Source organism: Rufibacter latericius (assembly GCF_003721515.1).
Taxonomy (GTDB): domain Bacteria; phylum Bacteroidota; class Bacteroidia; order Cytophagales; family Hymenobacteraceae; genus Nibribacter; species Nibribacter latericius.
On the sequence record NZ_RJJD01000015.1, the window covers coordinates 272,362 to 288,212 of the forward strand.

11 protein-coding genes are annotated in these 15,851 nt (G+C 51.5%); 9 read left to right on the forward strand and 2 right to left on the reverse strand.

Going from position 1 to position 15,851, the window contains the following annotated elements; genetic code table 11:
• Window positions 1–9 precede the first annotated feature (9 nt).
• Together EFB08_RS18610 and EFB08_RS18615 are read right to left on the reverse strand one after the other, a co-directional pair.
• Window positions 10–1,146: a threonine aldolase family protein gene (locus tag EFB08_RS18610; RefSeq protein WP_165864963.1), complete on the reverse strand. Its 1,137-nt coding sequence runs from the start codon at window positions 1,144–1,146 to the stop codon at window positions 10–12.
• Between the two features lie 298 nt (window positions 1,147–1,444).
• Window positions 1,445–3,157, reverse strand: coding sequence for a potassium channel family protein (locus tag EFB08_RS18615; protein ID WP_123128468.1), 1,713 nt, complete (start codon window positions 3,155–3,157; stop codon window positions 1,445–1,447).
• Between the two features lie 293 nt (window positions 3,158–3,450).
• On the opposite strand from EFB08_RS18615, the gene EFB08_RS18620 reads away from it, so the two are divergent.
• The 9 genes from EFB08_RS18620 (at window position 3,451) to EFB08_RS18660 (ending at window position 15,771) form a co-directional block, all read left to right on the forward strand.
• Complete coding sequence (locus EFB08_RS18620; RefSeq protein ID WP_123128469.1) at window positions 3,451–5,661, forward strand: acylase; 2,211 nt, start codon at window positions 3,451–3,453, stop codon at window positions 5,659–5,661.
• A gap of 44 nt (window positions 5,662–5,705) precedes the next feature.
• Window positions 5,706–7,049, forward strand: a complete 1,344-nt coding sequence (locus EFB08_RS18625; protein WP_123128470.1) for a M20/M25/M40 family metallo-hydrolase — start codon at window positions 5,706–5,708, stop codon at window positions 7,047–7,049.
• Window positions 7,050–7,305: 256 nt separating this feature from the next.
• Complete coding sequence (locus EFB08_RS18630) at window positions 7,306–10,098, forward strand: M14 family metallopeptidase (protein ID WP_123128471.1); 2,793 nt, start codon at window positions 7,306–7,308, stop codon at window positions 10,096–10,098.
• A 368-nt stretch (window positions 10,099–10,466) separates the two neighbouring features.
• Window positions 10,467–11,093, forward strand: coding sequence for a hypothetical protein (locus tag EFB08_RS18635; RefSeq protein WP_123128472.1), 627 nt, complete (start codon window positions 10,467–10,469; stop codon window positions 11,091–11,093).
• The gene (locus EFB08_RS18640) at window positions 11,090–11,392 is read left to right on the forward strand and encodes a winged helix-turn-helix domain-containing protein (protein ID WP_123128473.1); all 303 of its coding nucleotides are present in this window, start codon (window positions 11,090–11,092) and stop codon (window positions 11,390–11,392) included. Before EFB08_RS18635 ends, EFB08_RS18640 begins: the two co-directional genes overlap by 4 nt.
• Before the next feature lie 127 nt (window positions 11,393–11,519).
• On the forward strand, window positions 11,520–11,855 hold the full coding sequence (locus EFB08_RS18645; RefSeq protein ID WP_123128474.1) for a potassium transporter KefB: 336 nt from the start codon (window positions 11,520–11,522) through the stop codon (window positions 11,853–11,855).
• 167 nt (window positions 11,856–12,022) lie between these two features.
• Window positions 12,023–13,267, forward strand: a complete 1,245-nt coding sequence (locus tag EFB08_RS18650; RefSeq protein ID WP_123128475.1) for a DUF4153 domain-containing protein — start codon at window positions 12,023–12,025, stop codon at window positions 13,265–13,267.
• Window positions 13,268–13,539: 272 nt separating this feature from the next.
• Window positions 13,540–13,812: a hypothetical protein gene (locus EFB08_RS18655; RefSeq protein ID WP_123128476.1), complete on the forward strand. Its 273-nt coding sequence runs from the start codon at window positions 13,540–13,542 to the stop codon at window positions 13,810–13,812.
• A gap of 237 nt (window positions 13,813–14,049) precedes the next feature.
• Window positions 14,050–15,771 carry a serine hydrolase domain-containing protein gene (locus tag EFB08_RS18660; RefSeq protein ID WP_123128477.1) on the forward strand — a complete coding sequence of 574 codons (1,722 nt, stop codon included), beginning with the start codon at window positions 14,050–14,052 and terminating at the stop codon, window positions 15,769–15,771.
• Window positions 15,772–15,851 lie beyond the last annotated feature (80 nt).

Sequence of the window (15,851 nt, forward strand, 5' to 3'; positions counted from 1 at the left end):
CAAGTCTATCTAAGCGGCAGACACCCCAATCGCCTTCTTCAAAGCATTCAGAATAGAGTCGTTACTTCGTTTCAGGATGGTTTCATTCACATAGAACTTGATCACGCCTTGGCTGTCGGGCATTCTCAGCTGGATGCGATCTTTCTCCTTTAAATGGGTGGTGAGTTTGTCGTAGTTGACGGGTGCCGTTATCTGGAGGTTGAAGATGTTACTTCCGTTAGGGATTTTAGCGACTTTCATGTGGCCCGATTGGTTCATCAGGGTCATCAGTTGGTCTCCTTTGGCGCGGGCTTTCTGCAGTTGGCTCTCGATGGAAGATAGTTTATCAAGGGCCATGGCTGCATAGGGCCAGTTCTGGTAGATGTTGCCGCCATAAATCTTGATCAGGTGCGGCATTTGGTCAATCACTGCGGCATCACCGGCGAGAATGGCACCGCCTTTGCTGCCCAGGTATTTGTATAGGGACACATAGACGGTGTCAAAGTAAGATGAATATTCCCTGATGGATACCCCGGAATACGCCGAGGCCAAGTGCAACCGAGCCCCATCCAGGTGCAGCTTGATGTGGTGCTCCCGGCAATAGGCCGCTATTTTCTTTATCTCTTCCAGGGAGAAAACCTGCCCATCGGCTCTTCTGACTGGGTTCTCGATGGACACGGCCCCAATGCCGCTCTGGAAAACCTCTCCTTTCTGGTGGTACGCAATGGCCTCTTTCAACTCCTCCAAGCTGAACTCGGCTTTGCCGGGCACCAGCGGCATCAACCGTTTGCTGTGTACGGTCTGGGCAGCATCGGCTTCGTCGCGGTACAGGTGGCTTAGTTCCTGCACAAAGACTTTGCTTTTACCCTCGCTCAGCACCCGTAGCGCAAGGTTGTTGGCCATGGTCCCCGAAGGCATGAAAATGGCTTTCTGTTTTCCGGTCAGTTTGGCAAAATCGGCCTCTAAACGGGACACGGCTCCTCCTTTGGCGTAACTGTCCTGGGTGTCTGGGTACTTTTCTGCGATAACCTGAAGTTCCCGGGCATATTCCAAGGGAGAGGTTAAGGCGCCATCGGTCACAAAGTTGATGTTTTCCTCTTTCGCCGCGTAATCGGTCAGGCCAGAGGCGGACAAGCCCGTAGGCAGCAGCAGGGGGAGCGTCGCCAACCCTGAGTTCTTTATGAATTCCCTTCTTCCGGGTATCTTCCAGGCCATTCGCTAATCATTAAAGAAATTTTACCATCTCCAATATAATAAGAGACTGCTCAATTTCTAATTCAAGGAGCGGTAAAAGGGAAGATTAACCTGCGCCGGCTGGTTTTAGGAGAAGGTACAATTCCTACAGAAAGTACTTCTGTGATCTTCGGAGAGAAACTCTTTCCTCCGTCTCCTTTGCGGATGCGAAGGACCTTTGGTAACCAGCCGCTTTGCATCCATTGACCTTCTCCTCATCTATTTATCCAGTCTATTTTGATTTCTTTATGAAATCGCTTAAGCCATAGCGGGTAAAGAATTTGTTTTCGGCCTCTACCGTGCCAATTAAGATGATTTCTGCCTCTGAGGGAAGCACCATAAACGGATCTGGGTTAATCATGAGGTCCTCGCCCTGCCTTACGGCAATGATGGTGCAGCCGGTCTCCTGCCTAATGGAGGATTGGGCAATGGAGCGGCCTGCCAACTGCCGGGGAACCTGTACTTTGAGCAAATCCAAGCCTTCGGCCACCATTAAGATGTCGCTTCGCTTGAGCAGGTTGAAGATGATGTTACCGCCCATAGATGCGTAAGACATCACGAAATCGGCCCCGGCCCGGTGCATGGTGGGCAGGTTGCGCTGTAAGGTAGACCGGGTGATGATCTGGATGTCGGGGCGTAGCCGGCGGCAGTAGATAGTGAGATACACGTTCATGTCGTCGTCATGCGTAGTGATGATGACGCACGGCGATTCGTCAATTCCCGCGACTTTCAGGACTTCCAGTTCGGCGGCGTCGCCCAACACGTAGTTAGGATTAGCCTTCACCCGGGTAGGGTCTTTTTCCACGATCCTGTAGTCAAGGTTGCGGGCGGCTAATGACTGTCCCGTGGCGCGGCCCACCCGGCCTCCGCCCAGGATCAGGACAGGCCCTTTCAGGTGTTTTTCGGTCTGGAAGACCTTGTTGTACTCTTCTATTTGGCTTTTAGAGCCGGCCAGCACTAATACCGTGGTTTGGGTAATCATGGTTTCGGGTTGGGCTGCTCCAAACCTACCGCGCTCCCAAACGCCCACCACACTTACGCCCACCCGTTCGCGCAGTTTGGTTTCTTTGATGGTTAAGCCTACCAGGGGCGACCCCGCCACCGAGGCCTCCGCAATCTGCAGTTCCTTGAATCCGCCAATTACCTGGGCGCAGGCATCTCCGCCGCTGGCCCGCCTGGCCAGGAAAATACCCATCATCTCGCCCAACTGTAGCACATGGTTACTGCCCGCCAGTTCCAGAATGTCTACTGACGCCGCAAAATTACAGGTGGAGATGATGGGTACGTCACTGCTGATTTCGCGCACGGTGAAGGCAATGTTGGTATTGATGACATCGGTGGCCGTGGCCGCCACCAGCGCCGCCTGCCGCACATTCACCCTGATGTACGTCTCGGGGTCATCCAGATCGCCCAGCATTACCTTAATGCCTAGGCTGTGCAGACGCAGTCCTTCGGCCAAATCGGGCACCAGCACCACATAGGGATACCCGAACTGGTTTAACTTGTAAATCAGGGATTCGGTCACGGGGCCGAACTGGGTGAGCACCACGTGCCCGTGGGTACCCGGCGGGAGGGCGCGGGGCACCTGGGCATCTTCCTGGGCTTTCATCCACGGGGCGTAAAAGAAGTTGATAAACGTAAACGGAAACAGGATGAGCAGAAACACCATGCCCGACAACAGCACCACAATAGAGAAAAACCGCCCTGAATCGCTGTGAAACGTAATATCCCCGAAACCCAGGGTTGACATGACCGTGAGCGTCCAGTACAGACCCGTGATCCAGGAAAAGGTGCGGCCCTCCCGCAGCATGAGCAAGTGGAAGATAATGGTAAAGACCACGATCAAGGCCAGCAAAACCAGCAAGAATTTCCCCAGCAGAACAAGGTTACGCCGGTCTGGCTTGTTCTTCAGGAAAAGCAGAAGTTGAGTAGGTAAGAATTTCATAGCCTATGCATACTACGCAAAAACAGGAAAGAGAAAGGGCATCAAGCCACAAAAGCCCTGAAGGTCTCGCTAAAGCCGAACCACGGTTTAAAGGTTGTTTTTACAAAACGTCCTGAAAACAAAGACTAAAGCACGCTGTCTTGCAACAGGCTCCTTTGCCCGTTTCTTGTAGAAATTTAATCGTACAGCACCGCTGGATTCTCTTCCTTAATTTGCGCCCGGCTCTTCCGTTTTACCTGCATTTTCTAGAAAATACCCTTAAATTGGGAAACCGTCTATTTGTCTTTTCCTTCATGAAATACCTTTTCAGAAACACCGCCTTTTTCTACCTGTTTATCCTCGTTCTTTTCTCCTGCTCCGGTAGCGAGAAGATTACCTCCTCCAAAGAGGTAGGCAACTGGAAAGAACAGGCCGCCCGCGTCACCATTATTCGGGATGATTTCGGCGTGCCGCACGTCTATGGCAAAACCGATGCCGATGCCGTCTTTGGGCTACTGTACGCGCAGTGCGAAGATGATTTCAACCGGGTAGAGCGCAATTACCTGTGGGCAACCGGTCGGCTGGCCGAGGTGGAGGGCAAGGAAATGCTCTACAGCGACCTCCGGGCGAAACTTTACATGACCCAGGAAGAAGCCATCCAGAACTACGAGAAAAGCCCCGAGTGGCTGAAAAAACTCTGCCAAGCTTTCGCCGATGGCATCAACTATTACCTGCACACCCACCCCGAGGTAAAACCAAAGCTACTCACCCGCTTTGAACCCTGGATGCCCATGTACTTCACCGAAGGCTCCATTGGCGGCGACATAGAAAGCATTCCGCTCAACAAAATTCAGGCGTTCTACGAGGACAACAAAGCGCAGGGATTGACCGGCTACCATCACCAACCATCGGCACAGCCCAACATTCTGGCGGAACCTAAAGGCTCCAACGGCTTCACCATCTCGGGCAAACACACTGCGTCTGGCAATGCCATGCTGCTGATTAATCCGCACACGTCTTTCTTCTTCAGGGGCGAGGTGCATGCGGTGAGCGAAGAAGGCTTGAATGCGTACGGCGCAGTGACCTGGGGCCAGTTCTTCATTTACCAGGGCTTCAACGAGAAAACCGGCTGGATGCACACCTCAGCGTACGTAGACGTGATTGACGAATTTGAGGAGACCATCAGCAAGAAGAACGGCAAACTGGTCTACCAATATGGCAACGAGCAGCGGCCGGTCACCACTTCTGAAGTCACACTTTCCTACAAAGAAGAAAACGAAGTCAAGCAAAAGACCTTCACCACCTACAGAACCCACCACGGCCCTATCACGCACCAGAACGGCGACAAATGGGTAGCCACCGCCCTCATGTGGAAACCGGTAGAGGCGCTCACGCAATCCTACACCCGCACCAAGAAGAGCAACTTGAAAGAGTTCAACGAAATGATGCAAATGCGGACCAACTCCTCTAACGGCACCGTCTACGCCGATGCAGAAGGCAACATCGCATACTACCACGGCAACTTTTTCCCTAAACGCGACACCTCCTTTGACTACTCCAAACCCGTAGACGGCAGCAACCCCAAAACCGATTGGCAAGGCCTGCACACCCTGGAAGAAACCATCCGGGTCATCAACCCGCCCAACGGCTGGATTCAGAACTGCAACTCTACGCCGTTTACCAGCGCAGGCGAATACAGCCCCAAAAAAGAAGATTATCCTGTGTACATGGCGCCGTCGCCCGAGAACTTCCGGGGCATCCATGCGGTGCGCCTGCTCAAGAACGCGAACAGCCTGACCTTGGACAAGCTCATCGGTTTGGCTTATGACCCGTACCTGCCCGGCTTTGAAGTGCTCATTCCGGGCTTGGTGAAGGCCTACGACAACCAGAAACCAAATGACCCCAAACTGAAGGAAGCTATTGACGTGCTGCGCCGCTGGGATTTTGCGGTGTCCAAAGAATCAGTGGCCATGTCGTTGGCGCATTTTTACGCGACTATTTCCACGAGGAACGGCAGCGCGCCCAAAAACCTGAACCTCATTGAGCGCTTCGAGTATTACGCGAACCAATCACCGGAGAAAGAGCGTCTGGACCTTTTCCGCCAGACCATCGCGCAGCTGGAAAAAGACTTCGGCACGTGGAACACGCCTTGGGGAGAAATCAACCGCTTCCAGCGCCTCACCGGCGATATTCAGCAGCCGTTCAATGATGCCAAACCTAGTCTTCCTATCGGCATGGCCTCGGGGAACTGGGGTGCGCTGGCCTCGTTTGGCGCGAACTCCTACAACACCAAGCGCCTGTACGGCACCTCGGGCAACAGCTTTGTGGCCGTGGTAGAATTCGGGCCGAAAGTGAAGGCGAAAACCATGCTGGCTGGCGGACAAAGCGGCGACCCTAATTCCCCACATTTCAGTGACCAGGCCCAGCGTTACGCCGATGTGCAATTCAAAGACGCCGCCTACTACCGCGAAGACGTGGAGAAACGCGCCAAAGCCACCTACCATCCGGGAGAGAAACGACCATAACAGTTCTCCTCTTTACACGACCTAACCGCACCAACAACCAACTAATGAACAAACTATCCCAGCTCCTGCTTCAAGGTCTTTTGCCAGCTACTTTTGCCCTCGGCACCTTATCCGCCTTGGCGCAATCCGCAGAAAGACCAAAGCCCATCTCCGTTGACAAACGCTACGAAAACGAGATAAAAGCCTTGGCCAAAAACGCGTCGGTCAAAGCTGCATTTAAAACCATCCTGGATTTGGAGCCACAAACGAAGCAAGACCTGATTACGCTGACTGAAATCCCGGCCCCGCCTTTCAAAGAAGAGGTACGCGGGAGAAAGTACGCCGAAATGCTGCGGGCTGCCGGGGCTGACTCCGTTTGGACCGATGAAGTAGGCAACGTGCTTGCACGGCGCAAAGGCAGAACCGGCACTAAAACGGTGGTCATGGAAGCGCATCTGGACACGGTTTTCCCCGAGGGCACCGATGTAAAGGTGAAGCAACGCGGTGACACCCTTCTGGCGCCCGGCATCGCTGATGATACCCGAGGACTGGCCATGGTGCTGTCGGTTTTGAAGACGTTAGAGAAAACCGGCCTGGAAACAGAGGCTGATGTGCTGTTCATTGGCACCGTGGGCGAGGAAGGCTTAGGTGACCTGCGGGGTGTTAAGCACTTGTTTTCAGAAAAAGGCCCTAAAATAGACTCGTACATTGCCGTGGACGGAATAGGACTGGGTGCCGTGACCAACCGGGGCCTGGGCTCGCACCGCTATCGTATCACCTTCAAAGGTCCTGGCGGGCACTCCTCGGGCGCGTTTGGACTGGCCAACCCGCACAATGCTTTGGGCCGAGCCATCCACTACTTCGCCGTAGAGGCAGATAAATTCACCAAAGAAGGCATAAGAACCACCTACAACGTGGGCGTGATTGGCGGCGGCACCTCGGTGAACTCTATTCCTTTTGAGTCCTGGATGGAGGTAGACATGCGCTCGGAGAGCCCCGAGCGAGTAGAAGGTATTGACAAACTGCTTCAGGCTGCCGTGCAGCGCGCGTTGCAGGAGGAAAACCAAATGAAGCGAATAGGTGCCAACCTTACCGTAGACGTGAAACTGATTGGCGAGCGTCCGGCCGGCGGGGTTGACCCCAGCGTGGCCTTGGTGCAGCGTAGTGTGGCCGCTACCCGGTTCCTGGGCACCGAACCGGCGTTACGGGTGGGCTCCACCAATTCTAATATTCCGTTCTCTAAAAACGTACCTGCGGTGACCATCGGTAGCGGTGGCAAAGGCGGCGGAGCCCATGCCCTGGACGAGTATTGGATTAACGACAAAGCTTACTTGGCCACCCAACGCGCCCTGCTCCTGTTCTTGTCAGAAACAGGTATTGCCAAAAGGAAAAAGGGTGCCGTGCAGTAAATGATTAGATAGCCTTCCGAAACAAGGCAACCCATAAGCTGTCCTGTGGCAGACACTGCGTTTTGAGCCCGTTTTCAAGAAATCGGCTTATAAACGCCTCCCTTCTTTTGTCATCCTGAAAGGAACTTGTGGGCGAACGATAGTAGCGTTTACTACATCGCTTTTCTAGTTCGCTCAAAAGGTCCTTTCAGGATGACAAAAAATATAAAATAACTTACCCTCTCTATTACCTTTCTCCACCTCCTAAACTCCACCCATGATTAGCAGATTTTACCGTTCCCTCACCCTTCTGCTGCTGTTAACGGTGGCAGTTTGCCAGGCCCAAACAATCCCGTCGCCTAAAGAGCACTTCGGCTTCAACATAGGGGAGGATTACCAACTAGCGAACTTCACGCAGACCGAGGCTTATTTCAAGAAACTGGCCGCCTCTGACCGCACCAAGTTGGTGAACATCGGGCTCACCGAGGAAGGCCGCCATCAATTCATGCTGATTGTCTCTTCGCCGGAGAACATCAAGAATCTGGGGCGTTTTAAGGAAATCTCCCAAAAACTGGCGCGCGCTGAAAACCTGACGGAGGAACAAGCCCGCAACTTAGCCGCCGAGGGCAAAGCCGTGGTCTGGATTGACGGCGGCTTGCACGCCACCGAAACCGTGGGCATTCACCAGTTAATTGAAACTGCCTGGAACCTGGTCAGCCGTCAGGATGCCGAGACCAAGCGCCTGCTGGACCAGACCATTGTGCTCATGACGCACGCCAACCCCGACGGACAGGAACTGGTAAGCAACTGGTACATGCGCGAGCGCAAAGAAAAGAACCGCTCCCTAAATCATCTGCCCCGCCTGTACCAGAAATACGTGGGCCACGACAATAACCGTGATTTCTTTATGAACAACATGAAGGAATCGCAGAACATCAGCCGTCAGCTGTTTGTAGAGTGGATTCCGCAAATCATGTACAATCATCACCAGCGGGGCCCGGCAGGTTCAGTGCTGGCGGGTCCGCCATACCGTGACCCGTTCAACTACGTGTATGACCCGCTGCTGGTGACCAGTATTGACGCCGTAGGCGCCGCCATGAACAACCGGCTGAACGCCGAGGACAAGCCCGGCTACACCCAGCGTGCGGGTTCCCAGTTCTCTACCTGGTGGAACGGAGGCTTGCGCACCACGCCTTACTTCCATAACATGGTGGGCCTGCTCACTGAAATCATCGGGAATCCTACCCCGGAAGAGGTGCCGTTGGTACCGCAGCGCCTACTCCCTAACGGGGCCACGCCTAACCCGGTCACGCCGCAGAAGTGGCATTTCAAGCAATCTATTGATTATTCTGTATCGCTCAACTACGCCGTGCTTGATTATGCGGCCCGCCACCGTGATGAGTTGCTCTACAACATCTACCGCATGGGCAAGAACTCTATTGAACGCGGCAGCAAAGACTATTGGGCCCTTTCTCCTAAAAGCGTAGAGGCGGTCACGGCTGCGCACGCGAAAGAGCAGAAATCTGCCGATGCCTCCACTACCGCCAGTGAATCCACTTCCGGTAGTGGAGGCGGCGTTCCGGTTAAACATTATGAGACTGTTTTCAAAGATCCTGCCCTGCGCGATCCTAGAGGGTACATCATCTCGGCAGATCAGCCTGATTTTTCAACAGCGGTCACCTTTGTGAACGCGCTGATCAAATCAGGCATTTTGGTGCACAAGGCTACAGAGGATTTCAAGGTAGCAGGCAAAAGCTACCCAGCGGGTTCTTACGTGGTGAAGACCGACCAAGCGTTCCGGCCCCACGTGATGGACATGTTTGAGCCGCAGGAACACCCCAACGATTTCCAGTACCCCGGCGGACCTCCCATCCGGCCCTATGACGCTGCCGGTTGGACCCTGGCGTTCCAGATGGGCGTGCAGTTTGACCGTATCTTAGACAGCTTCAAAGGCCCATTTCAGCCCATTCCCTACGGAGAGTTACAAGCTCCCAAAGGCAATCTGCAAGCAGTAACCTCAGATGCCGGATACGTGCTGGATGCCCGCGCCAACCATTCGTTCATTGTGGTCAATGACTTGCTCCAAGCTGGCGCCGAGGTGTACCGGATGCCTGCCGCCGGGGCTGACCAAGGCAATTTCTTCGTTCCGGCTTCTGATAAATCCAGAGCACTCGTACAGAAAGCCGCTGCTGATTATGGCCTTAGTATCAAAGGCGTCGCGCAACGTCCAGCTGGGGCCACCACCAAAGTCTCTCCCATGCGTATCGCCCTTTGGGACACTTATGGCGGTTCCATGCCCTCGGGCTGGACGCGTTGGATCATGGAGCAGTACCATTTCCCCATTCAGTTGGTGTATGCCAAAGACATTGACGCCGGTGACCTGAACAAGAAATATGACGTGATTCTGTTCGTGACCCGGGCCATTCCACCGCTTAGTTCACAGGGAAATAGTGAAAGAGGCGGCGAAGGAAGAGGTCCTAAACCGGAAGACATACCCGCGGAATACCGTTCCCAGCTAGGCTCCATCACGGCAGAAAAGTCTATCCCTGCCCTCCGGAAGTTCATGGAAGCGGGTGGCTCCGTAATTACCATTGGCACCAGCACTAACCTGGCTTACCACCTGAAACTACCTGTGAGTAACGCCTTGGTAGAGCTGAACGCCTCCGGGCAGGCCAGACCACTTGCATCCACCAAATACTACATCCCCGGCAGCATTCTGCGTGTGAAGTACGCCACTTCCCAGCCCGCCACCTGGGGCATGCCCACCGAGGGCGATGTGTATTTTGACAACAGCCCCGTATTCAAGCTCACCCCTGATGCTGTGGCTAACGGCGTAGTGAAGCCACTCGCCTGGTTCGCTACTGATAAGCCACTCCGCAGCGGATGGGCGTGGGGACAGGCTTACCTGAAAGATGGGGTAGCGGCTTTTTCTGCCCCGGTTGGAGCAGGCACCTTTTACGCCTTCGGGCCGGAGATTACCTTCAGAGGACAAGCACACGGCACTTTCAAGCTGCTGTTTAACCAGTTGTATTCCACAGGTAACGGTGCGGCACAAAGCATGCGGCAGTAAAGCTTGAATAGGCTCTGCAAATGAACGAGGCTCCACCCCATGGCGCCGCGTTCATTTGCAGAGGGCTTCGTTCCTTTCCAATGCTTCGGTCTGAAAGGTGAACGATTGATATTGCTTTAACATCAGCTTTACAAATGCTCGAAACTCAACCTGCACTATCCAGCTGGATCTCTTTAGCCACTATCTCATAATATCCAACTCAGCCTATTCCTTGAAGCAAAAAGGCAAATTGATCGTTTCTACAAGATGGATCCAAAGCATTCCCGCTTGCTGGTACTGATCACCTCATGATTGATAAAGTAAATTTTTAACCTATCCTTGGAAAATCAGGCTTTTTGTGTTTACTTTGTTATCCAAAGTACTTTACAATGAAAGAAGAACAGGATTACCTCCGGGACATAGCCGAGATTCGCTCCATGATGGAGCGTTCTTCCAAATTTCTGTCGCTCTCTGGTTGGGCAGGTATTATGGCAGGTATCTACGCGTTGTCAGGAGCCTATATCGCGAGTCAGGTACTAGATTTTAATCCAGCTGAAATAGCAGCAGGCACCCTAACCACTGGGGGACTGTCTTCGGGTTTACTCCAGGTCATTACCCTGGCTCTTTTGATCCTGGTGCTGGCGGTTGGTACTGCTATTTTTCTCTCCCACAAAAAGGCTTCTAAAAAAGGGGAAAAACTCTGGAACGCGACTACAAAACGGGTGCTCATTAATATGGCAGTTCCACTCACGGTGGGTGGACTCCTGATCCTTATTTTGATCTCCAAAGGATTGATCGGCTTCATTGCTCCCTTTACCCTTATTTTCTATGGGTTGGCGCTGTATACTTCCAGCAAATTCACTTATGGGGAGATGAGAAGTTTAGGGCTTATAGAGATAGGATTAGGCCTGATTAGTTCCTACTTCGTGGGATATGGATTGTTATTCTGGGCCATAGGGTTTGGGGTAGTCCATATTATCTATGGTATTTACATGCATTACAAGTACGAGCGGTGAAAATATCTATCAATGGTTTACACAAAGCATTTGAGAGCAGAATCAGGCTGGGCATTATGTCAGCGCTGGCTGTAAATGATATGCTTGACTTCAATGCACTGAAGGAATACCTGGATGTGACCGATGGCAACTTGGCGAGTCACTTAAAAGCCTTGGAGAAGGAAGAGTTTGTGAAGGTAGAGAAGTCTTTTGTGGGTAGAAAACCGAACACCACCTATGCTGTCACCCAACTTGGCCGAAAGGCTTTCAATGATCATTTAAATGCGCTGGAAAAACTGATCAAGGGAGTTTCTGAATAATTCATCTTAACCTAAAATCTAGTAACAGGAAAGACAACTGTTATTTTTTTGAACCTTTACTTTGAATATCAAAGTACTTTAACAAGCTTAATAAAAAAGGATTTATAACTCTAAAAACAAACGTACCATGTCAACTAAAAACATTGTAACAATCCAGAAAAGTGACCTCTCATCCTTTGTTAAACCGATGGTCGTGGGGGCAGTTATTGCTTTCGCCGTGATCTCCCTTTTTGTGTTTGGAGTAGATCATCCTAACCCAGCCTGGGGAAAGTTCTGGATGATCAGACCCTTAATCATTACGCCTTTAGCCGGTGCCATGGGTGGTGCGTTTTACTCCCACCTAAACCAACTGAGTTCCCGCGGGTTCAACAAAACAGTGGCTATTCTCTTGGGTATGGTAGTCTACATCATTGGCCTGTGGTTAGGCATTGTCCTGGGATTAGCGGGCACCATGTGGAATTAGCATTTCCGACTTACCTGTTGATTTCTCCAAAATATCCCTCAGAACTGCCACCCTTGCTTTGGGCCCGATTTACCGAAAACGGCCTCAGAACAAGAACTCATAAAAAGGTTAAATAACCCCGCATTTTTATTCGAAAACGCTTCACAGCAGGCATAAAGCTTACGCAAATGAAAGAAGAGATTCGCACCCACATGAATGACCCCAAGCATCTGGAAAAGCTGTACCGGGCCAATAAGGCACCTTTTAAACGGGAGTTCAGCTTATTGTATCCGGAGCTGAAAGGCAACACCCTCGCTGATTTCTGGAATGAGCGCCTGAATTACGAGAACGATGAGATCAATTGGGGCACCCGCCGGGAATTACTATTTGTGCTGATTGCCTCGGTAGTGGCCGGGTTAATCGCAAAATTGCCAACTTTCTTTGCCATCGATGAAGAGTTCTTTTACCCCAGGAATATCGGTTTTATCGTCTTCCCGGCATTGTCAGCGTACTTTGCCTGGAAGAACAGATTATCGGCAGGCAAAATAGCTTTTATCGTTGGCCTTAGCCTGGCGGGGCTTATTTTCATCAACTCCCTTCCCGATGTCCAGACCAGTGACACCCTCATTTTGTCGTGCATCCATTTACTCCTGTTTCTTTGGTGTGGGTTGGGCTTTGCGTTTGTGGGCGAAGCACGGAACAACCCAGAGAAGCGCCTTGCCTATCTGAAGTATAACGGCGATCTGGTCGTCATGACCACGCTCATCCTGATAGCGGGCGGAATCATGACAGGCATCACCATCGGGCTTTTCAGTATCATCGGCTTGAACATTGAAGAGTTTTACTTCAGGAATGTTGTGGTTTTCGGGCTACCGGCTGCCCCCATTATCGGCACGTACCTTACCCAGACCAATCCGCAGCTGGTGGGCAAAGTCTCGCCGGTTATCGCCAGAATTTTCAGCCCGCTGGTATTGGTGATGCTGGTCATTTACCTTATTGCCATGGTCTATTCGGCCAAGAACCCATACACCGACCGGGAGTTCCTGATCCTCTTCAACGCCTTGTTGATTGGCGTCATGGCAATCATCTTCTTTTCTGTTGCCGAGACCTCCAAAACCATTAAAAGCACCGCCGAAATCTGGGTTCTTCTGCTCCTTTCTGCCGTCACCGTCATTGTGAATGGCATTGCGCTATCTGCCATCCTGTTCAGGATCTCAGAATGGGGAATGACTCCCAACAGGGCCGCCGTTCTGGGGGGCAATGTGCTTATCCTGATCAACCTTCTCTTCGTGACCGTGCAGCTTTTCAGGCTACTTTTCAAAAAAGGCACCTTAAACGGAGTCGGGAATTCCATTGCCTCTTACCTGCCCGTTTACTTCATCTGGACCATCGTTGTGACGTTCCTTTTCCCGCTCATATTCGAGTTTAAATAAAGAACCGAGCCTATTTCGTACACCCTTTTCAGGCTTTATTCTCAGACAAACCGGAACGATGCGCTGCGGATATTTGCAAATTCTAACCAAGTAACATCAGTCATTCACGAAGTTAATCTTGTGTAAATATGTTGACAAAATCGACTTAATAGCACCTTTATCACACGCTATTGATACTCTTAATTATCAGGGTATATTCTCGATAAGAGAGTTAACCACAGTCGCTTTTTGGATGTTTATATAAAAACACGCTTTAACTATACTTCACTAAAATGGAAGCTAAATTTATTGAGTCAAGCATACCCGGTTGGGTGTTCGGCACCCTTGTTTTTACCATTGGTGTATTAAATCTGCTCTTAGTACACCCCGTTCCGGGAGTAGCATACTTCTTCCTTTCCTGCTTTTACCTTCCTCCGGCAAATAACCTCTTCCAGAAATGGTTTGCTTTCTCTATGCCGCTTGCAGTAAAAATCGTTCTGGGCATCATCATTATCCTGTTCACATTAGGGGTAAGCGACCTTGGTGACATAATTGACAAGCTGTAAAATACCAGCAATAAACTTACCCTTAAAATCAACCACAAACCACTTGGAAAACACCAACAATCTAACACAGGTCAGCTCAAAGCAACCGCTAATCCTGCTTCCTCTTACATATTCTTTAACGATGATAGAATCAGGGAATTAGGATCTTTTTTTTTGCTTTATCACTTTGAATAGCAAAGCACTTTTTCCTTAAATATTAGAGTAATAAAACCCTTGAAATATTAAAATATCAAGCATATGAAACAAGAACTCAGCCCCTCCAAAACACCTCTTAATGGGTTAAATCAACTCAGAATTACGCCACTCACCAAGACCTTTTTCTTCCTGGCAGTAGTATGGGTTGTTATCTTTTTCGGTAACACATCAACTCAAGCACAGGACAAAACCACCGAGGTAGACAAGATTCTAAACTGGGCCACGAAGGAAACCCCTGGCTGTACGTGCGCTGTCTCGCAGAACGGAAAGGTGGTCGTGAACCGGGCGTATGGCTCTGCCGACCTGGAGCGTGAAGTCCCGCTAAACCCGAAGTCAGTTTTTGATATCGGGTCGGTGCGGAAGCAGTTTATTGCTGCGGCTACCCTCCTGCTTGTGGAAGAGAAACGCCTTTCTCTTTCCGAGGACATTCACAAGTACCTCCCTGAACTACCTGCTTACGGTCACAAGATTACGTTAGACCACTTACTCAACCACACCAGCGGCATACGGGATTGGACCGGCTTGATGCCATTGGCAAACGGCAACCCTGATGCCTTGACCCTTATTTTGCGTCAACGCGGCCTCAATTTTAAACCCGGTGAGGAATTCTCGTATTCCAACAGCGGCTATGTACTGTTGGTTGAGATTGTAACCCGCACCACCGGAATGCCCTTTGCTGAGTTTGCGCGCCAGCGCCTGTTTGAGCCCCTCGGCATGAAGTCCACCGCCTACGTTTCCGACATGACAGCCACGATCAAGAACCGGGCTCTTGGTTATGAGAAGACGAAGGACGGCTGGAAACTGGACATGTATTTAGGCAATGACCGGGGCGCCGGAGCCATTCTCAGCACGGCAAGTGACCTTGTACTCTGGAACGATGCCCTTACGAGCAATCGCCTGGGTACGTTTGTGAGTTCTATGCTTCAGGAACCGGCTAAGCTGAACAACGGCAGAAAACTGGGCTATGCCCGTGGTCTGTTTCTAGAGACTTACCGGGGTGTCAAAGAAGTGTGGCATTCTGGTGGTGCGGCCGGCTATCATACCTGGCTGGGCCGCTTTCCGGAGCAGGGCATCTCCATTGCTGTTCTGTGCAATTCAGACGCAATGTCCGCCACGGCGGTCGCAGAACGCATAGCTGACCAGTTTGTGACGTACTCAGATTCTCAAAAGGCCGTAGCTAAAACGCCACCCGCCCTCACTGGCGCAGCCCTGGAAGAAGCGAAGAGCAACACCGGTCTGTTTGTAAACGAAAAGACCGGTGAGATGCTACGCTTGGCCGTGGACCGTGACAGGTTCCGCATCGCCGGAGGTCCCGGTCTTGCGCAGGTGACCCCAGGTACTTTCCGCCGTTTTGGGGCCTCTGTTCAGTACATGTCACAAGACGAATTTGAACTGCATTTCCAGTCACCAGACCAGTTTGAACTGATTACGATGGAAGGTCAAAAATCCCGCTATCGGCGGGTCCAGCCTTATACCCCCAACGCCGCCGACTTGCAGGCTTTTACCGGTCGTTACACCAGCAACGAGCTTGGGGCGTTTTTCGACCTGTTTTCCGAAAAAGACAACTTAAAGGGCCGCGCCAATGATGCACCGGGCGTAGGGTTTGACCTCAAGCCGGTAACGAAAGACACCTTCCAGTTAGGCGGAGTAACCGTGCGTTTTGTGCGGGATAAAGCCGGAAGGGTAACAGCCCTGGACTACAGCAATCCCCTAATCCGCAACATCAGATTCACACGGCAGAATGACCTTACCAGCCGCCGCTAACCAACGGAAAATTGATGAGACTAGGGCAGTTCTGATTTAGGTCTGTTTTCTGAAAAACAGACCCAAAAGGGTACATTGAA

Coding starts and splice junctions, on each gene's coding strand:
- EFB08_RS18615 (WP_123128468.1), bottom strand. CDS start 3,157: ATGAAATTCTTACCTACTCAACTTCTGCTTTTCCTGAAGAACAAGCCA.
- EFB08_RS18620 (WP_123128469.1), top strand. CDS start 3,451: ATGAAATACCTTTTCAGAAACACCGCCTTTTTCTACCTGTTTATCCTC.
- EFB08_RS18625 (WP_123128470.1), top strand. CDS start 5,706: ATGAACAAACTATCCCAGCTCCTGCTTCAAGGTCTTTTGCCAGCTACT.
- EFB08_RS18630 (WP_123128471.1), top strand. CDS start 7,306: ATGATTAGCAGATTTTACCGTTCCCTCACCCTTCTGCTGCTGTTAACG.
- EFB08_RS18635 (WP_123128472.1), top strand. CDS start 10,467: ATGAAAGAAGAACAGGATTACCTCCGGGACATAGCCGAGATTCGCTCC.
- EFB08_RS18645 (WP_123128474.1), top strand. CDS start 11,520: ATGTCAACTAAAAACATTGTAACAATCCAGAAAAGTGACCTCTCATCC.
- EFB08_RS18650 (WP_123128475.1), top strand. CDS start 12,023: ATGAAAGAAGAGATTCGCACCCACATGAATGACCCCAAGCATCTGGAA.
- EFB08_RS18655 (WP_123128476.1), top strand. CDS start 13,540: ATGGAAGCTAAATTTATTGAGTCAAGCATACCCGGTTGGGTGTTCGGC.
- EFB08_RS18660 (WP_123128477.1), top strand. CDS start 14,050: ATGAAACAAGAACTCAGCCCCTCCAAAACACCTCTTAATGGGTTAAAT.